The following is a 25489-nucleotide window of genomic DNA, read 5'->3' as shown; positions in this document are numbered from 1 at the left end:
GGCCGGGGTACGGACGCGGCTTCGCCACGTCCGGGGGACGTGCCACTCACCCGTCCAGTGTGCGCCCGCCCCGACCACCTCGCATCACCAGCACCTCACGTCACAGGGCGGAGCAACCGTCTTGTCATCGAGGGCGGTCAAAGGGCCTTGTCCACCGCGGAGTCGAGCAGGGGCCCCAGCTCCCCGGCCACGGTCGTCAGCGCGCGTACGTCCCGCTCCGCCCGCGCCATCAGGATCGCCCCCTCCAGCGTGCTGATCATGAGCGTGGCCAGCGCACCGGCCCGTTCCCGGGGCACTCCCATGTCCACCAGCGCCTCGCTCACCGGCCCCGTCCAGGCGGCGAACGCCGCTGCCGCCGCCTCTCGTGTGGACCCGGTGGACTCCGCGCAGTCCACGGTGGCCGCCGCGACGGGGCAGCCGCCCGCGAACCCGGCGGTCTCGTACTCGTCGGTCCACTGGCGCACCATCTGCGCGAACAGCCGACTCGGCGTCGGTTCGGGCAGCGCGGCGAGGAATCGGCCGACCCGCCCGGCCGCGTACCGCCCCGCCCAGCCCACCGCCTCGTTGACCAACTGCTCCTTGCCGCCGGGGAAGTAGTGCTGCAGTGAGCCGCGCGGTGCCGAGGCGTGCACGGCGACCTCACGCATCCCGGTCGAGGCGACCCCGTCCCGCCGGATGAGCTGGGCCGCGCTGAAGACCATGCGTTCGCGTGGCCCCCGTTCGGACATTGCCATGCCTGTCCTCCCTCGCTGTTCCCGGTGGCCATTCTATGACCACGGTCATAGTGACACCGCTATTATGACCGTGGTCATAGTGGAAGGCGGCGGTGCATCGTGTACGTGGGTTTCATCGGTCTCGGCGTCATGGGACAGCCCATGGCGCTCAACCTGGCTCGCGCGGGAACGCCCCTGGTCGTGTGGAACCGCACCCCGGACCGCTGTGTGGCCCTGCGCGCCGCCGGCGCCGAGGTCGCGCCCGGCCCCACCGAGGTCTTCGCACGGGCGGAGACGGTGATCCTCATGCTGGCCGACGAGACCGCCCTGGACACGGTTCTCCGGCGCGGCACCGCGGACTTCGCCGCACGCGTCGCCGGCCGCACCGTCGTCCACATGGGCACGACCTCACCGGAGTACTCCGCCGCCCTCCAGGACGCCGTACGGGCCGCCGGCGGACGCTATGTCGAGGCCCCGGTCTCCGGCTCACGCGTCCCCGCCGAACAGGGCGCGCTCGTGGGGATGCTCGCGGGCGACGACGACGCCGTGGCGGACGTACGCCCGCTCCTGGAGCCCATGTGCCGTGAGACGTTCACGTGCGGGGGCGTCTCGGGTGCGCTGCTGATGAAATTCTCGGTCAACCTGTTCCTGATCACGCTGGTCACCGGACTGACCGAGGCGTTCCACTTCGCTGACCGGCACGGGCTCGACCAGCGCCTGCTCAAGGACGTCCTGGACGCCGGGCCTATGGCCAGTTCCGTCTCGCGGGGCAAGGCGCCCAAGCTGCTGAGCCGGGACTTCGCCGTGCAGGCCGCCGCCGCGGACGTCCTGAAGAACAACCGGCTGATCGCCGAGGCCGCCCGCAAGGCCGACATCGCCTCCCCACTGCTCGACGTCTGCCATGCCCTGTTCGGCGAGGCGGTCGCCCAAGGACACGGCGGCGAGGACATGGTGGCCGTACTGCACGCGTTGGAGTCCCGGACGGACGGAGCGCGCCAGGCGCCCTCTCAGGAGGTGGCCCGCTCCTGAAGCAGGGCGCGCTCCGCGGGGTTGGTGGTCAGGTCGAGGGCGAGACGGTCCGCCTGGCGGGCCTCGTCGGGGCGGTCGAGGGCGCGCAACAGGTCGGCTCGGGTGGCGTGGAACAGGTAGTACCCGTCCAGCTCCGGGGCCAGACCTTCCACTTCGGCCAGGGCGGCGCGCGGCCCCTCGGTATAGCGCAGGGCGATCGTGCGGTGCAGCCGCGTGACCGGTGACGGGGCGAGGTGCAGCAGCATGTCGTACAGCAGCACGATCTGCTCCCAGTCGGTGTCCTCCCAGCGCACGGCCTCCGCGTGACAGGCCACGATCGCCGCCTGCAACTGGTACGGGCCCGGACGCCGCCGTCTGATGGCACGGGTCAGCAGCGCCGCGGCCGCCGCGATCGCCTCGTGGTCCCACAGCGAGCGGTTCTGCTCCGCCAGCCGCACCAGCGTGCCCTCGGGGGTGAAGCGGGCGGCCGTGCGCGCCCGGTGCAGCCGGATCAGCGCCAGCAGCCCGGCCGCCTCGGGCTCGGTCGGCATCAACCGGTGCAGCAGCGCGGCCAGCCACTCGGCGTCGTCGGCGAGATCGTGCGACTGCGCCTGCCCGGCGGTGGACAGGTAGCCCTCGTTGAACAGCAGATAGATCACGGCGAGGACCTGGGAGAGACGCCCGCCCAGCTCCTCGTCGTCGGGCACCCGGTACGGGATACCCGCCCTGGTGATCTTCTGCTTGGCCCGGGTGATCCGCTGCGCCACGGTCGACTCCCGCACCAGAAAGGCACGGGCGATCTGCGCGGTGGTCAGCCCGCACACCATCCGCAAGGTGAGCGCGATCTGCGCCTCCTGCGTGAGCGCCGGATGGCAGCAGGTGAAGATCAGCCGCAGCCGCTCGTCCGGCTCCGACGCCTCACCCTCGTCCGGCCAGCGCAACTGCGCCAGCTTGCGCCGGTAGTTCTCCTGACGCCGCAGCAGATCCAGCCCGCGCCGTCGCGCCACCGTGAACAGCCAGGCGTCCGGCCGCTCCGGAACACCCTCCTGCGGCCACCGCTTCAGCGCCACCAGCACGGCGTCCTGCACCAGGTCCTCGGCGGTGGAGAAGTCACCGGTCACCTGGATCAGCGAGGCGGCCAGCCGGCCCGCGTGCTCCCGGACCACGCGGGCCAGCCGGTCGTGCGACTCGGCCGTGCCGTACGGCGATGAGGTCACCTGGCGCTCACTCCAGCGGGCCGGTCTCCACCGGGCGGATCTCCACCACCGGGCAGCCCGGCCAGGTACGCACCATCCGCAGGGCCTCATCGAGATCGGCGACGTCGATCTCGGCGTACCCGCTGACGACCTCCTTGCCCTCGACGAACGGCCCGTCGACCACCACCGGCTCCCCGCCCTCCAGCCTTACGGTCGTCGCCGTCCCCGGGTCCCGCAGCTTCTGCCCGCCCGTGACCTTGCCGGCGTGGGCGGCGAACCACTCGTCGACCCGCCCGAACGCCCGCGCCCGCTCGGCCGGGCCCATCGCCTCCAGCTCCGCGGCGAACTCCTCGGTCTCTACGAACAACAGCACGTACTTCACGCCTCGCCTCCCATCATGGCGGCCATCCGACGCCGCGCCTCCTCGGCGCTGACGTCCTCCACATGTGTGGCCACGGTCCAGCAGTGCCCGTACGGATCCACGATGGTCCCGTCCCGGTCACCGTAGAACTGGTCCTCCGGTGCCCGCTTCAGCGTCGCCCCGAGCTCCACGGCGCGCGCGACGACCGCGTCCACGTCCTCGACGTACACGAACAGGAAGGCGGGGCTGCCGGGCAGGCCGCCGACGGGCGGTGCCTCGGTGCCCAGCATGGGCGAGGGGTCCTCGACGAACACGACCGAGTCCCCGATCTCGATCTCGGCGTGCGCGACGGTGCCGCCAGGCCCCGGGAACCGCATCCGCTCGGTGGCCGCGAACACCTCGCGGTAGAACTCGAGCGCCTTGGCGGCACCCTCGACGACCAGACACGGGGTGACCCGGCGATAGGTGTCGGGAATCGGCTGTGGCGTGGTTGACGGTGACATGGGATCGACTCCTTGAGTGGCTGCTGTGCAGGGCGGGAATGCCCTGCTACCAAGAAGACGATCGGGAGCGCGGCGGATACGACAGGCACACCGACCGGATGCATGAGCCGCCGCGTCGCTACCCGGTCTGCCGTTCCTCCTCCGGCGCCACCACCGCCCGCGCCAGCGGGATCCGGGACAGTGCGAAGACACCCGTGGCGATCAGCGCGACGCCGAGCAGCTGGGGCAGCAGCCACCACCCGGAGCGGACGGTCTCCTCGTACAGGGTGATCCCGAGGGCGAGGCTCACCAGCGCGTCTCCGAGGGTGAGGGCGGGCTGCGAGGCGACCAGCGGGCCGGCCTGCATCGCGTGCTCCAGCAGGAGCAGCGCGCAGACGCCGGTCGCCGCGAAGGCGTACGTCTGCCAGGCGGAGAAGAAGCCCACGGGACCCTGATCGTCGAGGATGTGCATGGCGGCCTTCATCAGGGCCGCGGTCAGCGCGTAACTGATCGCCGTCGCGGCACCCAGGCACGCCGCCCGGGCACGGCCCTCCGGACGCCGGAAGGCGGCGAGAGCGAGAGCGACGACCAGGCCCATGCACACGACGAGCGCGGGCACCCAGCGGTCCAGGGCCACATGGGTGCGATTGCCCGCGGGCGCGGCAGCGGCGAGCGCGACCCCCAGCCCCGCCACCACCACGCCCACGGCCAGCCAGCCGGTGCGGGGCAGATTGCGGTGCAGCAGCAGCGAGGCGACGACGAGGGTGAACGGCAGTTCCAGCACGAACAGCGGCTGCACGATCGTCAGCGGCCCGGTCGCCAGCGCCAGCGCCTGGCACACGGCGGCGACGATCACCGTGAGGATGCCCGCCAGCCACACGGGCCGCCGCAGCAGATCGAGGATCAGCCCCGCCCGGAACCCTGCGGAGCGCGGCACCGTGAGAGCGGCCTTGCGCTGCAGCACGGTGGCGACGGCGTTGCTCAAGGCCGCGCACAGCGCGAAGACGACGGAGAGCGGGGTGTGCAGCGCGGTCACCTCCCGGCCCGGCGGAGGGGGGCGACACCGGCGGGACCCCTCCAGCCATGGTCGCCTGCCGCCCGCGCGTGCGCACGGGGACCGCGGGCGAGGCGGGCCGGAACACGGCCGGTCCACCTCGCCGCACCGTCACGGTCGTGGTGCCCGGCGGTCGCGCCGCTCCTCGAGTTCCTCCTCGCTCACGAAGGTCAGCACCGGCTGCCCGGGCTCACCCACCAGCGTGGCCGTGAACACGGTCTCCGCATCCGCGAGGTTGTTGGCGCCCTGGTAGTGGATGACGTCACCGCCGGGCTCCCAGAACGCCTCCCCGGCCTTGATGACGCGCTCCGGCTCGCCCTCCAGCTCGAAGATCACCTCGCCTTTGATCACATACCCGAACGCCGGACCGGGATGGCGGTGCGGAGGGGATCCGGCGCTGCCCGGCGGCAGTGTGATCAGGACGGTGGTGACCTGGGCGTTGTCGGGGATCGGGGCGTTCGGGACCGACGCGAGGATCTCCACCGCCGGCGGCGGAGGCGTGGCGGGACTTTCGATGCTCATGGGGAGGGAACTCACCTTCTGCGGTTGCCGTGACCGCGGTTGCCGTGACTGTGTTTGCCGTGGAATTCACCGACTGAGACAAAGCAGCGCGGTGATCTGTGACAGGCGCAGCCCTCCCCGCATGCCCCGATCAGTCGGCCACGGCCTCGATGAGGCAGAACGGCTCCGCCTCCGCGAGCGGGGTCACCGACTTCAGGGCCAGACCCGCACGCCGGCACACCTTCGCGAAGTCCGCGCGGGAGCGTTCCCTGCCGCCCAGGTTCACCAGCATGTTGAGGTCACTGAGATAGGTGATCTCGGCATCGGCGGTGGCGTCGACGGACTCGGGCAGCACGGGCTCCACGATCAGCACGAGCCCTCCGGGCGGCAGCACCTGACGGCAGTGCGTCAGGATCGTGACCACCTGGTCGTCCGACCAGTCGTGCAGGACGCTCTTGATCAGATACAGGTCCGAGCCCTCGGGCACCGAGCGGAAGAAGTCTCCCGCGACCAGGGAGCAACGGCCGGTCAGCCCATACCGTTCCAGCGTCCTCGACGCCCCGGCAAGCCCCTGCTCCGTATCGAGGACCACGCCGGAGAGCCCCGGATGCGCACCGAGAACCCCGGCGAGGAGAGTTCCGTCGCCCCCGCCGACATCCGTGACCGAGCTGAACTTGCCGAAGTCGAAGGCGTACGGCAGCACGGCGGCCGTCTCGGCGACGGCTTGGCTCATCGCGGCGTTGAACTCCGCGGACAGCTCCGGGTGTTGGGCGAGATGGCTGAAGAAGTCGGTGCCGAAGACGGTGTCGAACGCGACCTCCCCGCTGCGGACACTGTCGTCCAGGTGCTCCCACGCACGGATGATCGCCGGCTCGGTGAACATCCGCACGAACGAGGTGAGCGACTCGGGATGCCCCGGGGCGAGGAGCGCCCCGGCCGCGGTCACCGAGAAGGAGTCGGGGCCGTGCTCCTTCAGCAGGCCGAGGCCGGCCAGGGCACGCAACAGCCGTGCCATGGCCTGCGGTTCGGTTCCGGCGTCGGCGGCCACCGCGGCGGCGCCGCGCGGTGTGTCACCGACGAGTTCCGCGACCCGTAACCGGACCGCCGCGCGCAACGTCTGCGCGGCCATGCTCCCGAACGCGAGCCGGGCGATCAGATCGCGGTCCGCCATGGCCGCTGCTCGGACATCGATTCGGACATCGGTGTTCGACACAGGTGCTGTCCTTCCGTGCGTGGTCGTGTACGTGCGTCGATCGGCGTGCGCACATGGCCGACTTCCGGCGCGCGCGAGGCGTCAGCCGGCGGTCGTGTTCAGGTCGGTCAGAGCCCCCGGAGTGCACCCGGAGAGGGCCAGAACATCGCGATGGAGATGCGACTGATCGGCGTATCCGCAGGTCAGCGCGACGTCGCTGAAAGACTGGCCCGCGCACAGCGCCCGGGCGGCATGGTCGAAGCGGACCAGCATCGCGGCCCGCTTGGGAGTGAGCCCGATCTGCGCACCGAACCGGGCCCACAGCCGCTTGCGGCTCCAGCCGCACAACGCCGCGAGGTCGGCGACCCGGACCCGGCCCCGGCAGGCCACGATGGCATCCCATACGGCGGCCACCTCGGGCGACATGGCCGGTGCCGAGGCCGCCCGCTCCGTGAGGAACTCGTCGGTCAGCGCGAGGCGTTCGCGCCACGTCCCGGCGTCGGCCAGCCGTTCGCCGAGACGGCGCGCCCCCGGCCCCCACAGATCGTCGAGACTGGTGACGGACCCTTGCAGCTCATGCGGGGAGACACCGAGCAGCGCATAGGCGACCCGGGGCGACAGGTGCACTTCGACGCACTCCACACGCTCACCCCGGATGCGGGCGGGCCCCGGCGCCAGCGAGGCGACCAGGCTCCGCATGGGCCGGTGACCGGCTGGGCTCTCCACCGTGAGCGGGGTGTCCCCGAGCCCGATGACGACGATCACGGCGGGCTGGGGGAGTACCCGCAGGTCCAGCCCGACGTCCATGCGATCACGGAATCCGGCCATCCGGACGCCGTCGAGAGACAGCCCGCCGAGCGGTCGGGCGACCTCCCAGCCGTCGTCGGCATCGCGTTCCATGGGGGCCGAAGCCCCCACTTCGTGTGTGCGCATACCTCTACGGTCGCCTACTTCGCCCGCCCTGTCTTGGACGAAAGTTCCGCCGAACGCTTGGCCTCAGGCCGAGGCCGGCAGCACGTGGTCGCCCACCTTGTCCGTACTCAGGCACAGCGAGCAGACCACCGCGTCATGGGTGACACAGGCGGCGAGGTCGGGACGCTCGTACGGCTGGTGGCAGACATGGCAGTCGAGGGTGAGCGCGCTCGGATTGCCGTCGCCGTCCAGGAAGGGCTCGGCGATGCCGTCGTCGGTGCGGCGCAGGTAGTAGCGGCCCTTGGTGACGATCGCCATGACCGGCGTCAGGACGAACGCGATCAGGGCCGCGGCGACGGGGGAGTACGGCTGGAGGGTGTCGCCGAGAGCGTGGAAGTACATGGCGATGGACAGCCCGGACGCGGCGACGAACGCCACGACACCGACCGGGTTGACGGCGTACAGCATGCCGCGGCGGAACTCCGGCCGTAGCGGGGACAGCTTCAGCAGGTACTTGTTGACGCCGATGTCGGTGGCGACGGTGACGACCCAGGCGATGGCGCAGTTCGAGTAGAAGCCGAGGATGCTGTTGAGGAAGCTGAACATGTCGGCCTCCATCAGGATCAGCGCGAAGGCCAGGTTGACCAGGACGAAGACCATGCGCCCGGGATAGTGCCGGGTGACGCGCGTGAAGGAGTTCGTCCAGGCCAGCGAGCCGGAGTAGGCGTTCGTCACATTGATCTTGATCTGGCTGATGACGACCAGGACCACGGCCAGCGGCACGACCATCCAGGACGGCATCATCGTGTCGAAGGCGCTGCGGAACTGCTGGATCGGCTCGGGCGCGGCGGCCGGACCGACCTCGGCGAGGATGTACACCGCGAGGAAGACACCGATGGCCTGCTTCAGCGCGCCGAGCACCACCCACCCCGGCCCGGCCATCACCACGGCAGTCCACCAACTGCGCTTGTTCTCCTCGGTCTTGGGCGGCATGAAGCGCAGGTAGTCGATCTGCTCGCCGATCTGCGCGATGAGCGACAGACATACGCCCGCGCCGAGCAGTACGGAGGCCGTGTTGACGCCGCCCTCGCCGTCGGTGCCGGCGTACGCGAGGAAGCGGTCCACCGTGCCGGGGTCGGTGGCGACCAGATAGACCAGCGGGCCGACCATCAGCAGCAGCCAGATCGGGGTGGTCCACACCTGGAGCTTGCTCAGCGCCTTCATGCCGTAGATCACCAGCGGGATGACCATGAGCGTGGAGACCAAGTACCCCAGCCACAGCGGCAGTCCGAGGCCCAGCTTCAGCCCCTGGGCCATGATCGAGCCTTCGAGGGCGAAGAAGATGAAGGTGAAGCTGGCGAAGATGACGCTGGTCAGGACGGACCCGTAGTAGCCGAAGCCGGAGCCGCGGGTGATCAGGTCGAGGTCGATGTTGTAGCGGGCCCCGTAGTACGCGAGCGGGAAGCCGGTGACGAAGATGACGACGGCGGCGACAGCGATCGCGACCAGCGCGTTGCCCGTGCCGTGGGCCAGGCCGATGCCGGCGCCGATGGAGAAGTCGGCCATGTAGGCGATCCCGCCGAGCGCGGTGGTGGCCACGACCATCGGGCTCCAGCGGCGGTAACTGCGCGGCGCGAAACGGAGGGTGTAGTCCTCCAACGTCTCCTTGACCGCCTGGTCGGCGGCGGCCTTCGGCGGTTCCGACGTCGGCTGCTCCGATGGCGTCAGTCGTGACTCGGTGGTGCTCATCACGTCTCCAGGTGGGGCTGGGTGCGGGTGCTGCGTCGTAGTGGCAGCCAGCCGGTCACGCTAGAAAGCCGTTGTTACCGCCGGATTCACCTTGTCGTGAACACGGTGTTTCGGTGTCGGGGCTGGTGACGGCGTCAAAGCCGCCGCGACACCCCCAGCTCGAAGAGGTACCGCTTGGTCACCCGCCCGCCGTACCGGCCGTCGATCAGACCGGTGATACACCTCAGCAGCCCGTCCCTGGCGTCCTCGGCGAGAGCGCGATGGCCGGAGTAGGTGAGCAGCAGATCGAGATACTCGGCAGTGGTGTACGTGAGGTCCCGCTCGAAGCGCCGAAAGACGGTGGGCCCGAACCGACCACTGCCTGCCACTTCCTGCACATGGTCCGAGTGATCGACGTCGGCCGCCGCGGGAGGCCGCAGCCCGGGCGGCGTATCCGGATCGAAGCGCTCGTAGCAACCCTGGACCTCCGCGAAGAACTCCTCGCTGCCGCCCCACACATGCTGCGTCCGCACCACGGCCAGCGCCCCACCCGGACGCAGCGCGTCGGCGGACTTGCCCACCCGCACCGCCGGGTCGATCCAGTGGAAGGCGGTCGCCGAGACGACCGCGTCGAACGGCTCCCCGGGCAGCGGCCAGCTCTCGAACTCCGCCGTCACCACCTCAACGGCCCCGCCGAGCTTGCGGCGGGCGACCGCGGCCATACGCGCCCCCGCCTCCACGGCCGTGACCCGACACCCCCGCCCCACCAGCGGCACCGTCGCCTGCCCGGTCCCGCAGCCCACCTCCAGCACCCGACTCCCGGCGCCGACACCGGCGAGCTCCGCCAACTCGTCGTAAAGCTCCGTGGGATACCCGGGCCTGGCCCGGTCGTACCGCTCCGCGTCCTCGTCGAACGTCCGCCTGAGACGCGCCCGCCGTGACTCCTCGGGCTGGTCGTCGCGTTGGGGGTGCGTGAGGTGGTCGGGCATGGGGAGCAGGTTAGCGAGGAGATCGCGAGCGGTGTGCCCGGTGGCCCATACCTTGTCTCCATGACCGAAGCCACGGACCTCGCGGAACGACTGCGCCATGTGTACTGGATCGGCGGCGGCAGTGGCGCGGGCAAGTCGACGATCGCCCGCCGATGCGCCGACCGTTACGGCTGGCGGCTCTACGCGACCGACGACGTGATGGGGGATCACGCTCGCCGGACCACGCCGCGTGAGGCCCCGTTCCTCCATGACTTCATGGCCATGGACATGGACGAGCGCTGGGTGAACCGTTCTCCGCAGGCGATGCTGGAGACGTTCCACTGGTTCCGAGGCGAGGGCTTCGGTCTGATCATCGAGGACCTGCTGCGCCTGCCGCGGGAACCCCACATCATCGTCGAGGGCTTCCGACTGCTGCCGCACCTCGTGAAACCGCTGCTCGCCCGCCCCGGGAACGCGGTCTGGCTCCTGCCCACCCCGGAGTTCCGCCAGGCCGCTCTACGGAGCCGGGCCGTGCCGGGAGAAGGGTTCATCTGGGAGACCAGTGACCCGGAACGGGCCGGCCGGAACCTCGCCGAACGTGACCGTATGTTCACCAGCGGCCTGCGGGACGAGATCGAGCGTCTCCACCTCCGCGCCATCCAGGTCGACACCACGATGGACGAGGGCGATCTCACCGAACAGATCACCGCGGCGTTCCGGCCGTGACGTCGGCCGGTGCGGGAGCCGCACCGGCCGACGCACTCGCGGTGTCAGTGCCTCAGCACTCGCCGCGCCAGACGACCTTGACGATGCGGGTGCCCGGAACCGCGTTCGCCTTGTAGCCGCCGGGACCCGGGTTGTAGTGCAGACAAGCCGTCTCCGTGCCGCCCTCGACGGTGTAGGTCACATCGACGTGGTCGGCACCGGGGAAACGCACCCCGTTGTTGAACGCGGAGCGGAAGGCGACGTTTCCGTTCCAGTTCCCCTTGGTCTTCACGACGAGTCGACCGGTCTGGTTCTCACCGCTGTAGGCGCAGAAGTACTCCTTCTCACAGCCGGGCGGATTGGGCTCCGCCGACGCACCCGGGGCGGTGGCGAGCACAGTGGCGAAGGCCGCGGCCAGCACGGCCCCCACGGCAGCACGTTTGCGCATGTCGTTCTTCCCCCTTGGTCGGAATACCGAAGGCATGACTCATGTACGTATCGAAGCTCTTGGTCACGTACACCTCTCAGGCTGCCGGTCACCGGCCGTTCCCTGCCAGATGATTCGGCGCGCGTCGAAAACGCATGGTGAGAGGCCTGATCGACGGTGCGCGCAGGGCGAATTGGCGTGAAAGGAGATGTCGCGATCACATAGCGCGAGGGACCATGGAGCGCGTGCTCCGAGTGCATTTCACGCGTGAGGACCTGCTCAGGACACGCGTCGCCGCCGCGCCCGACCCTTTGTGGGAACTCGTGCTCAGCGTGAACCTTCTGGCGACACGTCAGGGACGCGCCGTATTCGACGCATGGCGTGCACAGGCGCGGGCCGGGCTGAGCTCTCTGCCCCGCCCGCAGCTGCACCTCCTGCGGGCCCTGGCTCCACCGCACGGCAGCTTCCCCGACTTCCTCAACCCCGCCGAATCCGCGCAGGGCCTGTCGGAGGGCATTCGGGCGGTGCTGTCCACGCCTCGCAGACGGCTCGGCGAGGAGATGAACGTGCTGACGGCGGCGCCGGCATGGCTACGTCCTCTCGCGGACGGCGAGCCCTCGGCGCTGGAGAACCTCGGTCAGGCGCTCCACGGGTACTTCCACGCGGCACTCGCCCCGTGCTGGTCCGCCGTACGATCGCAGATCGAGGCCGATCGCGCCGTGCGGGCGCGGGACATGCTGCACGGCGGCGTGGAAGCGATGCTGTCGGGTCTGGGCCCGTCGCTGCGCTGGAAGTCGCCGGTGCTGGAGACTGAGTACCCCTTCGACCGTGAACTGCGCCTCGAAGGCAGGGGATTGCTGCTGGTGCCGTCCGTGTTCTGCTGGCAGGAACCGATCACCCTCACCGACCCCGGCCTGCCGCCCGTACTGGTCTATCCCGTCACCCGCACACACCGCTGGTGGCTGCCCCCGCAGACGGACACCGAGTCCCGAACCCTGGCCAGGCTGCTGGGACATGGACGGGCCGCCGTGCTCCGTTCCGTGGCGGACGGGTGCACCACGAGCGAGGTGGCCCGGCGCGCGGGTGTCACCCCCGCGACGGCCAGCGAACACGTCAGGATCCTGCGCGAGGCGGGCCTCGCCACCTCGGTCCGCGACCGGAACACGGTCCTGCACATCCTCACCCCGCTCGGCACGAACCTGCTGACAGCGAACCGGTCCGACCAGCCGCCCGCCCCCGACCCCTGACCGGCCGAACAGAGCGCCCGGTGCTCACACCTCACGGGTGGGCTGCAACAGGAGCAGAGCGATGTCGTCCGTGTGCCGATTGGTACTGCGGGTGTGGTGGACGAGGCTGTCCACGAGCTGGTGCAGGGAAAGGTCGCCGGACGCACCGAGATGGTCGGCGAAGTCGGCGATGGCCCGGCTGATGTCGGTGCCGGGTTCCTCCACGAGGCCGTCGGTGTAGAGGGCGAGGAGGGTTCCGGGGGCCAACGGCAGGGTGGTGAGCGGGTAGGAGGGCGTACCGATGCCGAGACCGAGCGGGGGACCGGGACGTATGTCGACGGTCTGCGCCCGGTTGTCGGGGTGCCGGACAAGCGGCGGCGGATGCCCGGCGCTGGCGAGGGTCACCTCCTGACGGGCGAGGTCGAGATGGGCGTAGAGACAGGAGACGAACCGGCTGGCGTTGAGGTCGGCGAGGTCCCGGTCGGTGCGGGTGAGGACCTGGTCGGGGGCGGCTCCGGCGGTGGCGTGCGAGTGGACGGCCACACGGACCTGGCCCATGAGGGCGGCCGCGGTGATGTCGTGGCCCTGCACATCCCCGATGACGGCCGCGGCGGTGGTGTTCGTCAGGCGGATGAGGTCGTAGAAGTCGCCGCCGATGTCCATGCCCTGACCCGCCGGGAGATAGCGGGCGGCGACGTCGAGCCCGGCGACCGTGGGCAGGGTGTGGGGGAGCAGGGTCTGCTGCAGGGCGTGGGCGAGGCTGTGCTTGGCGTCGTAGAGACGCGCCCGGTCCAGCGCCTGCGCGATGAGACCGGCGAGGGGCGTGAGGATGGAGCGCTCGGCGGTGGTGAACGGATGAGGCCTGTTGTAGGCCAGCAGGAGACAGCCGATGGGGCGTCCTGTGCTCAGCAGCGGCAGAAAGGCCCACGCGTGCTTGTCGCTGAGCTGCGGCGCCCTGGGGTAGAGACGGGCCAGCTCGCCGCGGTCGGCGAAGAACACCGAGGCGCCGGTGGCCAGGGTCCGGCCCGCCGGTGTCAGATCGGCGTCCGTGGACAGGCCGTCGTACTGCTCGATGACGGTGCGGGCGTAGCCGCGGTACCCGATGATCCGGATACGGCTGGCGTCCACGGTGGACATGATCATGCCGTGGGCGCCGAAGGCGGGCAGAATCTGGTCGGCGACCAGATCGACGACGTCCTGCACCCCGACGGTCTCGGTGAGCGCGGCCGCCAGCCCCATCAGCAGATGAATACGGCTGTCCGGCGGCGCGACGGCGGAAGCCGACGGCGTACCGGCAGGCCTTGAGGACCGGTCGGGCGCGATCACGATGCTGGTGCCGCTGCGATCCGTATGGAGCCGCAGATCCAGCCAATGCCCCGGCGGACGCAGCACGGTCAGGGCGACCGGCTCACGGCTGCTCAGAGCCGTGCGGTACGCGTCCATGTACGAGATGTTGTCCAGCCACGGCAACGACTGCCACGGCTCGGTCCCCAGCAACTGCTGCTCCGGCCTGCCCAGCAGCCCGGCGGCCGCGCCGTTCACATAGTCGATCCGCCCTCCGAGATCCACCCCGAGCACACCGAGCGGAAGACGCTCGACCAGCGCGGCAGCCGCCGCCGCGGACTGTGGCGTCGACTCGCCCCGGCCGGGACTGACGAAACGAGGCCGCTCCGGCAGGCCCGCCGGAGCCCCGGCATCGGCCAGCACCCGGGCGATCCGCCGCGCACTGAACGCGATCCGCCCCCGCTCACGCCGGCTCAGACCAGGAGATCGACCGGCGGCCCAGATCAGCAGCAGCGCACCCTGGGAGCGCCGGGCCTCCCGGATCGGGGCGACGGCGAACGCGAGCTGATAGGGGATGCTCGCGGCGACACGCGGATAGCGCCGGGCCAGCTCCTCCAAGGAGTCCACCCACACGATCCGCTCACCGCGCACCGCGTCCTGACTGGGCCCGTGCGCGGCCAGTGAGGCCCGCCACCACGGCATGAAGGCGTCGACGGGTATCCCGCACAGCGCGACGAGCCCCAGCACCTCCTCGTCCGGGTCCAGCAGATACACACCCCCGGCCATGGCCCCGGTACGCCGTACAGCCGCCGCCAGTCCCTCACCGAGGGGATCGACCGCCCCCGGCCGCTCCCCGGTCCCGGTCATCCGGCGCGACACCTAACGCCCATATCAGGAACGCTAAGCCAGCGAGGCGGGACGGGCATGTGGATCAGACAGGGAGTCATGCTCTACGTCATGCCCTACGTCATGCCCCATGGAATTAATTGCAGGGGACTGATACCTCCGCTGGCATATAGAAGGCGTACGCATCTGATCTGCCGGGTACCCAAGGAGCACATCCGCACGCGAAGTCCGCGTGAGGAGTTGAGTGCGAGGAAGAGGTTTCCGAGGTATGCAGATCGATCTGAAGGGCCGCACCGCCCTGGTCACCGGTTCCACCCAGGGCATCGGCGCCGCGATCGCCGCCGGCCTGGCCCGCGCTGGAGCCCGGGTGGGTGTGAACGGCCGTAGCCCGGAGCGGGTCGAGCAGAGCGTCGCCGAGTTGGCCAGGGAGGTACCCGGAGCCGAATGGGTGCCGGTGGCGGCGGACGTGACCACGCAGGAAGGCGCGGACCGGGTCGCCGAGACGCTGCCGGACGTGGACATCCTCGTCAACAACCTCGGTGTCTTCGGCGCCGCGGACCCCTTGGAGATCAGCGACGACGAGTGGCGCCGCTACTTCGAGGTCAATGTGCTCTCCGCCGTGCGCCTGACCCGGATGTTCCTGCCGGGGATGACCGGGCGCGGCTGGGGGCGCGTGCAGTACATCGCCAGCGACTCGGCGATCGTCACCCCGGCGGAGATGATCCACTACGGCATGTCCAAGACGGCCCTCCTCGCGGTCAGCCGAGGATTCGCCAAGCAGGCCGCCGGCACCGGCGTGACGGTGAACTCCGTCATCGCCGGCCCCACCCACACCGGCGGCGTCGAGGACTTCGTCTACGAACTCGTCGACCGCGATCTGCCCTGGGACGAGGCCCAGCGCGCCTTCATGCGCAAGTACCGCCCGCAGAGCCTGATCCAACGCCTGATCGAACCGGAGGAGATCGCTCACATGGTGGTCTACCTGAGCTCCGACCAGGCATCGGCGACGACGGGCGGTGCGCTGCGCGTGGACGGGGGATACGTCGACGCGATCCTGCCGTGACGGGTGAGGGCTATTCCGTGCGCAGGCCCTCCGGACGCATCATCCGCAGCAGGGGTGGCAGGCTGAGCAGGGTGACCACGCCGACCACGGCCGCGCCCACGCCGGTCATGGTCAGCACGCTCGCCCAGTCCATGGCCACCGGTGTATCGGTCATCTTCAGCAGCACCGAACCGAGGGTGATACCCACCGTTGTGGCCAGGACGAGGCCGAGCCCGACCGGGAGGGCCGTCTGCCACAGCACCGACAGGCTCAGTGTGCGGCGCCGGGTGCCGAAGGCGACCAGCGCGGAGAGCAGCTTCCTGCGCTCGCGCAGCTGCTCCAGCTGGGAGACCAGCAGACTCGCGCCGATCAGCGCCAGCACGAAGGCGGAACCGACGTACAGGCCGGTGCGGAGGGAGGTGTACTTCGCGTCCTCCTGGGTCGCCGACCAACTGTAGGTGCGCGCCAGGGGGTCGATCCGGGCGACGACGTTGCGTGCGTACTCCCGTGAGTCGGGCACCGACGGGTCAAGACGCAGGTAGACCCCCTCCGAGAACAACGCGGACGCGGCCTCGGCGGGCAGGGCGGCCGGGGTGACCAGCAGACCGTTGTAGTCCTGCAGTGAGTCCTTGCGCGCCTCCACGACCCGCACGTTCGCCGGAACGGTCCATGCCGCCTCGATGCCGCGTTCGGTGGTGTCGCCGCTGTACGACGGGTCGATGTAGAGCCGCCGACCGGGCTTGACCAGGGCGATCTCATCGGCGTTGCTGGGGGACCCGTAGTGGCTCCTGGTCCGGGTGACGAACACGTCGCCGTCCTCGCAGGAGGGAAGCGTGGCGAGTTCGCGCAGGGCGGTGCAGTCGGCCACGGTGAGGCCGCCCGTCTTCTCCGGGTCGCGACGGGTCTCCCCGTACTGCAAGTTGGCCAGGTTCACCGCGGCCCGCACCCCCTTCGTGCCGGCGAACTCGCGCTCGATGCCGGACAACGGCTCGCGGTCGCTGAAGCCGACCTCCATCTGGACCCGGGCGGGGTCCTCGCCGGTGGCCTTGGTGTACTGGCTCTGCGTTCCCGTGAACAGCATCTGCAGGGCGATCGCCCCGGCCACGGCGACGGCGATGCCATTGACCATGCGCGCGGCGGTTCCGCTGCTCAGCTGCAGCCGCCGTACCGCGAGCTGCCAGGACAGCGCGCCCTTGCCCAGACGGACGACGACCGCCTCCACGACCCAGGGGAGCAGCGCGGTGATGCCGATGAGCAGCAGCAGCACGCCGCCGATGACGAGGTACTTGTTGAAGTCGCCGTTCCCCCGGCCCTTGCCGATCATCGGGTAGAGCATCGCGATGCCGGCCAGCGGCGGCAGCAGCCGCCACCACAGCCGACGGCGGCGCTGCGTGGCCGCGCGCACCACGCCGAGCGGTTCCACCACCACCCCGCGCATCGCGAGCAGTGTGACGAGTACGGCGGCGACCGGGACCGCCACCGCGACCAGGGCGGCGAGAGCGGGGGAGGGATCGAGGTAGCTGGGCCAGACGCTCACGTCCAGCACCTCGGTGGAGCCCAGCGTCTGACGGCCCAGCAGGAAGAAGCCGGTACCGACGACCAGGCCGAGCAGGGCGCCGGCGAGTGCTTCGCCCGCCGCGATCCGCCGGGTCATATGGCTGTCCGAGCCGACCAGACGCAGCGCGGCCAGCCGACGGTCGCGGCGCTCCCCGCCGAAGCGGACGGCGGCGGCGATGAACACGGCGACCGGGGTCAGCAGCACCACGAACACGACCAGGACCATGAGCAGCAGCACCGGGTCGGTCTTCCCGGGTTGTTCGTCCGGCTTGCCGTACTCGCTGAGCCGACGCACCGGGGAGTATTCAGTGAGCTTCAGCCCCGAGGCGCCCGCGTAGTAGGCCAGTTCGTGGGAGCCGATGAGTCCGCTCTCACTGATCGTGCCGGTGATCCGGTAGGGCAGCCGCTCCCGCAGCAGCTCGGCGTCGCCCGAGGCGAGCAGGTCCCGCAGCGCGGGGGAGACCACCATCTCGCCCTTGCCCGGGAAGCTGTCGACCCCGGGAGGCAGCGGCGCCCGCTTCCCCTCGGGCTCGACCAGCCGTCCCCGGATGTCGTCGTCGTGCCAGGTGGTGTCGGTGTCGGCCACCAGGAAGGTGTTGTCGGCTTTCGGAGGGGCCTTCTCGGAGTACGCGTAGTCGAAGCGGGCGTCCTCCACCTTCGCGCGGGCGGCGAACACATTGGGCAGGGCGGTGCACAGCAGGAGCAGGGCCACGCCGAGGCCGACGCCGACGGCGGTGAGCGTCATCCGCACCCACCCCTCGCGTCCGCGGGTGAGGGCGAAGTTGGCCCCCATGGCCAGGTCTTTGGCCCACTGGCGAGGACTCATACGGCGCGCTCCATGTCGCTGGATTTTCCGTCGCGGACGACGATCTCGCGGTCGGAGTAGGCGGCCACGCGTGTCTCGTGGGTGACGAGGACGACGGCGGCGTTGGTCGAGCGGGCCGCTTGGGTCAGCAGTTCCATCACGCGTTGGCCGTTGAGGGAGTCGAGAGCGCCGGTGGGTTCGTCGGCGAACAGCAGACGCGGTCCGGTGACCAGCGCGCGGGCGACGGCGACACGCTGCCCCTGGCCGCCGGAGACCTCGCCGGGGAGCTTGATCTGCAGCTCGTCGACCTCAAGACGCTCCATCCAGCTCAGGGCGGCCTTCTCGGCTTCCTTGCGGGAGGTGCCGTTCAGACGCAGCGGCAGGGCGACGTTCTCGACGCAGGTGAGCTCCGGCACGAGCTGCCCGAACTGGAAGACGAACCCGAACTCGGAGCGGCGCAGCGCACTGCGCTGGGCGACGCTCATCGTCGTCAGTTCACGCCCGTTGTAGGTGATCGACCCGGAGTCGGGCGGCACGATCCCCGCGAGACAGTGCAGCAGCGTGGACTTGCCCGACCCGGAGGGGCCCATGACGGCGACGACCTCGCCGGGGTGGATGGAGAACTCGGCGTCGTCCAGCGCGTGGGTCAGGCCGTACGTCTTGCGCAGGTCGTGCGCGGTGAGCAGGGAACCGGGGGGAGAAGTCGTCATCGAGCCAGGGCCTCACGGAGTCTGTCGAGTCGGGCGGCGGTCAGTTCCAGCCGGCGCAGATCGGCTTCCAGGTGGAACAGGGCGTGGTCGCAGATGAGCTGGTCGGCCAGATCGCCCTTGCGCTAGAACTCTACACTGGGTGTATACGACGCATGTATACACGGGGTGTGTAGGGTGTGGCGGGACGTACGGCAGCGCAGGTGAGGGAGCGGGCAATTCCATTCGTCACGGTTCGGAAACGGCGCTCAAGTCCTATGCCACATCGTGCAGTTGACGGGCCGCGTCCAGCGTGACGAGTGGTGGATGTGTCGCTCGCCTACGACCGTGCGGGCTGATTGGCGATCAGGAGGGTGGTGTCGGCAGGCCGGAAGCCCAACCGGGCGTATATCCGGGCGACGGTGTCCTCCGCATAAGCGAGGAACACGGTCCGCACCCCGTGTTCGCGGGCATGAACGACCAACGCCGCCGTGACCGCCGCGGCCAGACCCTGGCGGCGAGCCAGCGGGAGGGTGCCGACGCCGCCGATCTCTGTGGTGCCGTCGGCCGGGTGGTAGTGGCCGACGGCAAGGGGAGTGCCGTCCGGCGCAAGGGCGGCGACCAGCACCTTGTGCCCGGCGCGGATGGTGGGCCGAACCGCCGCCACCGTGCCGTCCGCAGCCAACTCCTCAGCCACCGCCGACAGTTCCGCGTGCCCCGCGAGTCCCTCCGCGGTCCCCGGCTCGGCGAAAGCCAGACGCGGGAGGGCGACTGCTTCGGGCAGGACCGGGTCGTGGTCCGTCAGCACATGCAGCGTGACCCCGTATGGCAGGGGCGGCGTAGGCACAGGGTGGCGCGGGTCGAGAGCCATCAGTGGGCGCTCTTCCACCGGGAGGCCGGCGGCTTCGATCCGGCCACGCAGCTCCGGAGCCGCCTCGGCGAGCCACTCGAAGGCTTCCGGCACACCGAGTTCACGCTGCCGTGCCCGCACCCGGGCGATGTCAGCCGCGGTGATGCTCCCGGAGCGCTCCGCGACGGGTTGAGCGTGGCTCGGGCCGCCGTAGTAAGGAGTTCCCGAGTCCTTCCGTACGAACAGCCGCAATGGACCGAACTCTTCGGCGTCGGCGAACAACAGCGGCACGGTGGCGTAGTACTGCTCGATACGGACAGCCAGGGAGTCGGTCATGCGGCGCATCCCACCATGAGGCGTGGACATGCCGCATCCGAAAATAGCCGCCCGGATCGGGGACACACGTAACGGAGCTACGGCTTGCGCGCTACGCCGCCGAAGTCGTCGACCTCGGCAGGCGCTTCGGAACCGGTCGTCGCGGGACGCCACCGGGAGACCGACACCAGACCGGGCTCCAGGAGTTCCAGACCGTCGAAGAAACGGGCGAGTTGTTCCGGGCTGCGGTTGATACGGGGGTTGTCGCTGGCCTCGTTCCACTGCTCGATCATCAGGCGCATCTGCTCGGGATTGAGGACCTCGGTGTCGTCGCAGAGCACGAGGTGGCTGCCGGAGGGCAGGGCCTCCACCAGGCGGCCGACGATCCCGTAGACCGAGTCGTCGGTGACATGGGCGGTGATGCCCAGCAGCACCAGGGCGATCGGCTGGGTGAAGTCCAGTGTCTTGGCCGCGTGTTCCAGGATGGCCTCGGGGTTGTGCAGGTCGGCGTCGGTGTAGTCGGTGGCGCCTTCGGGAGTGCTGGTGAGCAGGGCCTCGGCATGGGCCAGCACGATCGGGTCGTGGTCGGTGTAGACGATGCGAGCCTCGGGGGCGAGCCGCTGGGCGACCTCGTGGGTGTTGTTCGCGGTCGGCAGGCCCGTGCCCACGTCCAGGAACTGTCGGATGCCGACCTCGGTGACCAGGTACTCCACGGCACGGACGAGGAACGCCCGCTGCTCACGCGCGATGTCGAGGATGGCCGGATTGGCCTGGGCTATCTGGTCACCGACCTGCCGGTCGATCTCATAGCAGTCCTTGCCGCCCAGCCAGTAGTTCCAGATACGGGCGGAGTGCGGCACGCTGCTGTTGATGATCGGACGATGAACTGACATGAGATCTCCCCGAGTTGGCCGGATGTCGCACAATCTAGCCGCATACGGCGCCCGGCGCCCGGGCGCACTGGATCTTCCCCATCCGGCCCGCCAGACCGTTGAAGAACGGGGCGCTCTACAAGGCGCATAACTCGTACGACACTGTATGTGGACCGTACGGACGGCAGACGCATCGGCACCCTGTGGCTGCTCGCGGCACGGTCGCCGCCCTTCACGCTGGAAGCGGATCCGGGAACATCTCAACACCGCGAATGCCGCCCGAGAACTCCGCACCGCCAGTGTGCCCGAGCGGGACCTCCCCGACCTCGACGCCGACCACATCACTCCGGACGACCCGAAAGAGGAGAACGAATACCTCCTCCGCAAGGACATCCACGCCGAGACGCTGATACTGACCGGCGGCACCGCGGCTTTCCGAGAAGGATTCAGTACGTCAGTCCTCGCCCCGGACGATGTTCCACTCCGCGCTCGCGCCGGCCGGGCGCTGTGAGCCCGTGTTCTCCACGGCGGCGATGCAGGTGCGGATCACCTTGCCGCGGCGCTGACGGGACTTGGTCCAGCCGGTCTCGGGTACATGCAGGACTTGCTTCTTGAGGCTGCCCGCGGTCACGGCGCTTCAACTTCTCTCTGATCTGGCTGTGGAAGGAGCCCGGAACGGCTCACGTTGACGTACGCGCCGGGTTCCCACGGGCCTGGCCGGAAAACGTCCACGCCGGTGCCCTGCCGGCCGCGCTGTGCCGCCACCGAGCGAACCACCGGCGTGGGCAGTGCGTTTCACCGCCGCCGCGGCTCGCGTACCCGGCGACGGCGCGTCTCCCACCTCGCGGCGGACGGGTTGCCGTCTGAAACCAGGGGTACTCGCGGGGCCATGAACATCGCTTGGACCGACATCGCGGCGGAAGGCGCGCTCGGCATTGGGCTGATCGTCGCCGGCCTGGTGGTCGTGGGGATACTCCTCGGGGCCTTCGTACTGGGCGCCCGTATCAAGAGTCGGGAGCCGTCCCCGCCACGACCGGAGGAGCAACCCCGGCTGCCTGCCGACGGCCCGGTCCATGAGGCCAGAGAGCACCGGGAACCGGACGAGGTACCGAGAAGCGAAGAGCGGCTGACCCCGCACGAGATGCCCGGCCACGGCAACATGCCCTCCCGACGCAGCGCTTCGCAGCGACGGCGCCGTTGGGCCGAGGGCGGAAGCTGATCGTTCGGAAGCGGCGGACGCTGAGTTGCCCGGTTGCTATGCGCTCATGCGGCGACGGTAGTAGGCGTACGTCACCGCTCCCAGCAGCGGTCCCCAGGCGAGCAGCGGAAGGTAACTGGCCGTCAAGAGGGCCTTTTCCGTGGTCGAGTGGCCGGGCGGAAACCCTCCGAAGACGATGGCGAGGAAGAAGTAGTACACCGTCGCCATGGAGACGAGCGCGCCCAGTGTGGCCGGGACCACCGCTGCGAGTGGGGGGACCGAGCGCCCGCCGAGACGCGGTATCCAGCGGGGCACCGTCTCACCCCAGGGCTGGACCAGCCCCAGGGTCAGCAGCCCCAACGCCTCGGAGACCACGAAGAGCAGAATCAGATACAGATCGAACCCGGCACCGTGGTCGCGAGCCTCCTTCGATTCGTCATGCATCGTTCGCGCGACGCATTCGAAGATCGCAGCCTTCTCAGTCTGTCGGTGTCGGCACGGTGCAGGCGTCGGCGATAGCCCGCGTGTCCCAGTAGAACGGACGGACCTCGGTGATTCGCCCGTCCTTGACCGTGATCGCTTGCAGAATCGGGAAGGTGAGTTCACGGCCGGTCGCGCGAGCGCGAGCACGAACCTGTGTGAGCACGACCGCGGTCTCGCCGGTGGCGAGGAACTCCTGCTCCACCATGTCGAACGACTCCCACACTTCTCCCATCATCCGGAAGAACTGCGTCATGCCGTTGTGCCCACGCCAAGTACCTCCATAGGGCAGAGCATCTGCTTGATGCAGCTCGACATCCGGCGCAAAGAAGGGGGCGAGCAGGTCGAACGAAGCCTCGCCGGGGCCTCCCGCGGCCAAGTACTCGGCCTCAGCCGCATACATGCCGGAGAGGACTGTCACTGAGTTCGTAGTGGATGACATCGTCATGCCGCCAGCATGACCACCACAGATGGATATGGCTGGCGGCAATCAGACATCGTTGTGCGGCGCGGGCGGCATTTCCACAACACGTCCTGGACGACTTCGAGATCCTCCTCCAGGAACCGCTGGACAAGGTCAGTCGATGCAGAATTCATTCCCCTCGATGTCCAGCATCGGGATGCACGAATCAGTGCCGTCATACAGTGTTTGGACATGCACTGCGCCCAGCGGGACCAGTCGCGCGCATTCGGCCTCGAGTGCGGCGAGGCGCTCCTTGCCCACGAGGCCGGTGCCGACCCGTACATCAAGATGTACGCGGTTCTTGACGGCTTTTCCTTCGGGAACGCGCTGGAAGTAAAGTCTCGGGCCGACACCTGAGGGATCGACGCAGGCGAACCATGAGTCCCGCTCCTCGGGCGGCTGCGAGAGCTTGAACTCGTCCCACGTGGCGAAGTCGTCCGGCGGGGGCGGTACGACGTACCCCAACACCTCGCACCAGAAGCGAGCCAGGCGCTCGGGTTCTGCGCAGTCGAAGGTGACCTGGAACTTCTTGATCGCTGACATCGGCGCACCCTACCAAGGGGACCATGTGGCTCATTTTCTCAGGTCAGTCAGGATGCCGCTCCTTCGCGCCGGGCCGGTCCGCGCGGTGGCGGTGACCGGGCAGCAGTTCCTGGACCTTGGCCTTGAAGCCCTGGCGGACCATGGCCGTCCGGTCGCTGTCGCCCTTGAGGACCGAGGACACCGCCGCCTCGATCTGGTCGAGTGACGCGTGCGGCGGGATCGGCGGTACGGCGGGGTCGGTCACGAAGTCCAGGACGCAGGGCCGGTCGGCGGCCAGTGCCGCCTCCCAGGCATCCACGACCTCACCCGGCTTCTCGACCCGTATGCCCTTGAGACCCACCATGCGGGCGAAATCGGCGTAGGCGACATCGGGGATCGACTGGGAGGGCAGGAACTGCGGGGCGCCTTCCATGGCCCGCATCTCCCAGGTGACCTGGTTGAGGTCCTGGTTGTTCAGCACCGCCACGATCAGCATGGGGTCCTCCCACTCCCGGTGGTATTTCGCGATGGTGATCAGCTCGGCCATGCCGTTCATCTGCATCGCTCCGTCGCCGACGAGTGCGATGGCCGGCCGGTCGCCGTGCGCGAACTTGGCACCGATCGCGTACGGCACCCCGGGCCCCATCGTGGCGAGCGTGCCGGACAGCGAACCGCGCATGGCGCCGCGCAAACGCAGATGGCGGGCGTACCAGTTGGCGGCCGAGCCGGAGTCGGCGGACAGGATCACATTCTCCGGCAGCAGGCCGTCCAGCGCGTGGATCACGTACTCGGGGTTGACCGGATCGGCGTCGACGGCGGCGCGCCGCTGCATGATCTCCCACCAGCGGGCGGTGTTCTTCTCGATCTGCTTGCGCCAGCTGTGGTGCCGGGCCGGGCCGAGCAGCGGCAGCAGCCGGGTCAGCGTCTCACGGGCGTCGCCGACGAGATTGACCTCGAACGGGTAGCGCAGCCCGACCATGTGCGGGTCGATGTCGATCTGCACGGCCCGTGCCTGCTCGAACTCGGGCAGGAACTGGGTGTAGGGGAAGGAGGAGCCGACGACGAGGAGGGTGTCGCAGCGCATCATCAGCTCGTACGAGGGCCGGGTGCCCAGCAGTCCGATGGAGCCGGTGACATACGGCAGGTCGTCGTCGAGGGCGTCCTTGCCCAGCAGCGCCTTTGCCACTCCGGCGCCGAGCCGGTCGGCGACCGCCATGACCTCCTGACGGGCCCCGCGGGCGCCCTGCCCGACGAGGAGCGCGACCTTCTCGCCCGCGTTGAGCACCTCGGCGGCACGGGCGAGGTCCTCGTCGGCCGGCACCGGAGCGGACTGCGGCGCGCCCAGGCTGGAAGGCACCATCTTGAAGGCGTGGCCGGGTGGCGCGTAGTCGAGTTCCTGTACGTCGGCGGGGATGATCACCGCGGTGACGGAGCGGCGGGCCAGGGCGGTGCGGATCGCCCGGTCCAGGACATTGGGCAACTGCTCGGGGACGGTGACCATCTCGCAGAAGTCAGAGGCGACGTCCTTGTACAGGCTCAGCAGGTCGACCTCCTGCTGATAGGAGCCGCCCATGGCGCTGCGGTTGGTCTGTCCGACGATCGCGACGACGGGGACGTGGTCGAGCTTGGCGTCGTACAGCCCGTTGAGCAGATGGATGGCGCCGGGCCCGGACGTGGCGGCGCACACCCCGACGCGGCCGGAGAACTTGGCGTAGCCGACGGCTTCGAATGCCGACATCTCCTCATGCCGGGACTGGATGAAGCGGGGATCGTCATCGGCACGGCCCCAGGCTGCGAGCAGACCGTTGATGCCGTCGCCGGGGTAGGCGAAGACATGCTCCACCCCCCATTCGCGCAGGCGCTCAAGGAGATGGTCGGAAACCTTCTGCGACATTTCGAGGACCTTTCCGCTAGTGCCTGTGTGCCTTTGTGCCTGTGAAGAGGGGGCAGAGGCGGCGCGGCGAGCGCATGACCGCTCGGCCGGCGGCCGTCGCGGCGGTCGCCGCCAAGGTCTGCGTGCGGACAGGCCAGCGCCGAATCGACCAGCTCTCCGTGATGGGACCGCCACAGGCCGAAGTGTTGATCATGTCGATCAC

Annotated in this window: 27 protein-coding genes and 1 pseudogene; 5 read left to right on the top strand and 23 right to left on the bottom strand. The window is 69.6% G+C overall.

Translation table 11 applies throughout. The features are described from left to right. Positions 1-137: 137 nt before the first annotated feature. On the bottom strand, positions 138-734 hold the full coding sequence (locus IE325_RS13115) for a TetR/AcrR family transcriptional regulator (RefSeq protein ID WP_190070002.1): 597 nt from the start codon (positions 732-734) through the stop codon (positions 138-140). A 99-nt stretch (positions 735-833) separates the two neighbouring features. Here IE325_RS13115 and IE325_RS13110 point away from each other — a divergent pair, with 99 nt between their 5' ends. After that, positions 834-1742 carry an NAD(P)-dependent oxidoreductase gene (locus IE325_RS13110; protein ID WP_190070001.1) on the top strand — a complete coding sequence of 303 codons (909 nt, stop codon included), beginning with the start codon at positions 834-836 and terminating at the stop codon, positions 1740-1742. On the opposite strand, the gene IE325_RS13105 is transcribed toward IE325_RS13110, so the two are convergent. The 9 genes from IE325_RS13105 to IE325_RS13065 form a co-directional block, all read right to left on the bottom strand. Then, positions 1721-2938, bottom strand: a complete 1218-nt coding sequence (locus tag IE325_RS13105; protein WP_229911799.1) for an RNA polymerase sigma factor — start codon at positions 2936-2938, stop codon at positions 1721-1723. The two genes, IE325_RS13110 and IE325_RS13105, sit on opposite strands and share 22 nt — an antisense overlap. Before the next feature lie 7 nt (positions 2939-2945). Then, the gene (locus IE325_RS13100; protein ID WP_190069999.1) at positions 2946-3299 is read right to left on the bottom strand and encodes a YciI family protein; all 354 of its coding nucleotides are present in this window, start codon (positions 3297-3299) and stop codon (positions 2946-2948) included. Next, positions 3296-3781 (bottom strand): VOC family protein, encoded by a 486-nt coding sequence (locus tag IE325_RS13095; protein ID WP_190069998.1) that lies wholly within the window; start codon positions 3779-3781, stop codon positions 3296-3298. The genes IE325_RS13100 and IE325_RS13095 overlap by 4 nt, the downstream gene beginning before the upstream one ends. Before the next feature lie 118 nt (positions 3782-3899). After that, positions 3900-4787: a DMT family transporter gene (locus IE325_RS13090; protein WP_190070338.1), complete on the bottom strand. Its 888-nt coding sequence runs from the start codon at positions 4785-4787 to the stop codon at positions 3900-3902. A 138-nt stretch (positions 4788-4925) separates the two neighbouring features. Next, positions 4926-5336 carry a cupin domain-containing protein gene (locus tag IE325_RS13085; protein WP_190069997.1) on the bottom strand — a complete coding sequence of 137 codons (411 nt, stop codon included), beginning with the start codon at positions 5334-5336 and terminating at the stop codon, positions 4926-4928. Positions 5337-5466: 130 nt separating this feature from the next. Next, positions 5467-6486, bottom strand: coding sequence for a methyltransferase (locus tag IE325_RS13080; RefSeq protein ID WP_190070337.1), 1020 nt, complete (start codon positions 6484-6486; stop codon positions 5467-5469). Positions 6487-6609: 123 nt separating this feature from the next. Then, positions 6610-7440, bottom strand: a complete 831-nt coding sequence (locus tag IE325_RS13075; RefSeq protein WP_190069996.1) for a helix-turn-helix domain-containing protein — start codon at positions 7438-7440, stop codon at positions 6610-6612. Positions 7441-7503: 63 nt separating this feature from the next. Beyond that, complete coding sequence (locus IE325_RS13070) at positions 7504-9168, bottom strand: purine-cytosine permease family protein (RefSeq protein ID WP_190069995.1); 1665 nt, start codon at positions 9166-9168, stop codon at positions 7504-7506. Positions 9169-9302: 134 nt separating this feature from the next. Further along, positions 9303-10136, bottom strand: a complete 834-nt coding sequence (locus IE325_RS13065) for a class I SAM-dependent methyltransferase (protein ID WP_190069994.1) — start codon at positions 10134-10136, stop codon at positions 9303-9305. A 60-nt stretch (positions 10137-10196) separates the two neighbouring features. Here IE325_RS13065 and IE325_RS13060 point away from each other — a divergent pair, with 60 nt between their 5' ends. Next, positions 10197-10841, top strand: coding sequence for a hypothetical protein (locus IE325_RS13060; protein ID WP_190069993.1), 645 nt, complete (start codon positions 10197-10199; stop codon positions 10839-10841). A gap of 52 nt (positions 10842-10893) precedes the next feature. Here IE325_RS13060 and IE325_RS13055 read toward each other — a convergent pair whose 3' ends face one another. Next, positions 10894-11268 carry a peptidase inhibitor family I36 protein gene (locus tag IE325_RS13055; protein WP_190069992.1) on the bottom strand — a complete coding sequence of 125 codons (375 nt, stop codon included), beginning with the start codon at positions 11266-11268 and terminating at the stop codon, positions 10894-10896. A gap of 215 nt (positions 11269-11483) precedes the next feature. Here IE325_RS13055 and IE325_RS13050 point away from each other — a divergent pair, with 215 nt between their 5' ends. After that, on the top strand, positions 11484-12494 hold the full coding sequence (locus IE325_RS13050; RefSeq protein ID WP_373315154.1) for a winged helix-turn-helix domain-containing protein: 1011 nt from the start codon (positions 11484-11486) through the stop codon (positions 12492-12494). A 24-nt stretch (positions 12495-12518) separates the two neighbouring features. On the opposite strand, the gene IE325_RS13045 is transcribed toward IE325_RS13050, so the two are convergent. Further along, positions 12519-14624: a SpoIIE family protein phosphatase gene (locus IE325_RS13045; RefSeq protein WP_190069990.1), complete on the bottom strand. Its 2106-nt coding sequence runs from the start codon at positions 14622-14624 to the stop codon at positions 12519-12521. A 247-nt stretch (positions 14625-14871) separates the two neighbouring features. Here IE325_RS13045 and IE325_RS13040 point away from each other — a divergent pair, with 247 nt between their 5' ends. Further along, the gene (locus IE325_RS13040; protein ID WP_190069989.1) at positions 14872-15666 is read left to right on the top strand and encodes an SDR family NAD(P)-dependent oxidoreductase; all 795 of its coding nucleotides are present in this window, start codon (positions 14872-14874) and stop codon (positions 15664-15666) included. Positions 15667-15676: 10 nt separating this feature from the next. On the opposite strand, the gene IE325_RS13035 is transcribed toward IE325_RS13040, so the two are convergent. From IE325_RS13035 to IE325_RS13005, 7 genes and pseudogenes are all read right to left on the bottom strand, one after another. Further along, positions 15677-18028, bottom strand: coding sequence for an ABC transporter permease (locus IE325_RS13035; protein ID WP_190069988.1), 2352 nt, complete (start codon positions 18026-18028; stop codon positions 15677-15679). Then, positions 18025-18717 (bottom strand): ABC transporter ATP-binding protein, encoded by a 693-nt coding sequence (locus tag IE325_RS13030; protein ID WP_190069987.1) that lies wholly within the window; start codon positions 18715-18717, stop codon positions 18025-18027. The genes IE325_RS13035 and IE325_RS13030 overlap by 4 nt, the downstream gene beginning before the upstream one ends. Then, positions 18714-18839 (bottom strand): annotated as a pseudogene (locus IE325_RS13025) (PadR family transcriptional regulator); the annotation flags it as partial. The pseudogene IE325_RS13025 and the gene IE325_RS13030, both read right to left, overlap by 4 nt. A gap of 194 nt (positions 18840-19033) precedes the next feature. Continuing rightward, a complete protein-coding gene (locus IE325_RS13020) occupies positions 19034-19888 on the bottom strand; it encodes a GNAT family N-acetyltransferase (RefSeq protein WP_190070336.1) in 855 nt (284 codons plus the stop codon). A gap of 68 nt (positions 19889-19956) precedes the next feature. Beyond that, positions 19957-20751, bottom strand: coding sequence for an SAM-dependent methyltransferase (locus IE325_RS13015; RefSeq protein ID WP_190069986.1), 795 nt, complete (start codon positions 20749-20751; stop codon positions 19957-19959). A gap of 211 nt (positions 20752-20962) precedes the next feature. Then, positions 20963-21127 carry a hypothetical protein gene (locus IE325_RS13010; RefSeq protein ID WP_190069985.1) on the bottom strand — a complete coding sequence of 55 codons (165 nt, stop codon included), beginning with the start codon at positions 21125-21127 and terminating at the stop codon, positions 20963-20965. A gap of 57 nt (positions 21128-21184) precedes the next feature. Further along, a complete protein-coding gene (locus IE325_RS13005) occupies positions 21185-21361 on the bottom strand; it encodes a hypothetical protein (RefSeq protein ID WP_190069984.1) in 177 nt (58 codons plus the stop codon). A gap of 258 nt (positions 21362-21619) precedes the next feature. On the opposite strand from IE325_RS13005, the gene IE325_RS13000 reads away from it, so the two are divergent. Continuing rightward, positions 21620-21949, top strand: a complete 330-nt coding sequence (locus IE325_RS13000) for a DUF6479 family protein (protein ID WP_190069983.1) — start codon at positions 21620-21622, stop codon at positions 21947-21949. Positions 21950-21985: 36 nt separating this feature from the next. On the opposite strand, the gene IE325_RS12995 is transcribed toward IE325_RS13000, so the two are convergent. The 4 genes from IE325_RS12995 to IE325_RS12980 form a co-directional block, all read right to left on the bottom strand. Continuing rightward, positions 21986-22372 carry a hypothetical protein gene (locus tag IE325_RS12995; protein WP_190069982.1) on the bottom strand — a complete coding sequence of 129 codons (387 nt, stop codon included), beginning with the start codon at positions 22370-22372 and terminating at the stop codon, positions 21986-21988. A gap of 34 nt (positions 22373-22406) precedes the next feature. Beyond that, a complete protein-coding gene (locus tag IE325_RS12990; protein WP_190069981.1) occupies positions 22407-22856 on the bottom strand; it encodes a nuclear transport factor 2 family protein in 450 nt (149 codons plus the stop codon). Between the two features lie 129 nt (positions 22857-22985). Next, the gene (locus tag IE325_RS12985) at positions 22986-23414 is read right to left on the bottom strand and encodes a VOC family protein (RefSeq protein WP_190069980.1); all 429 of its coding nucleotides are present in this window, start codon (positions 23412-23414) and stop codon (positions 22986-22988) included. A gap of 43 nt (positions 23415-23457) precedes the next feature. After that, on the bottom strand, positions 23458-25287 hold the full coding sequence (locus IE325_RS12980; protein WP_190069979.1) for a thiamine pyrophosphate-requiring protein: 1830 nt from the start codon (positions 25285-25287) through the stop codon (positions 23458-23460). Positions 25288-25489 lie beyond the last annotated feature (202 nt).

Origin of the sequence: Streptomyces lanatus, assembly GCF_014655715.1 — a bacterium.
Classification (GTDB): Bacteria; Actinomycetota; Actinomycetes; order Streptomycetales; family Streptomycetaceae; genus Streptomyces; species Streptomyces lanatus.
This window is presented reverse-complemented; position numbering and strand designations above follow the sequence as displayed.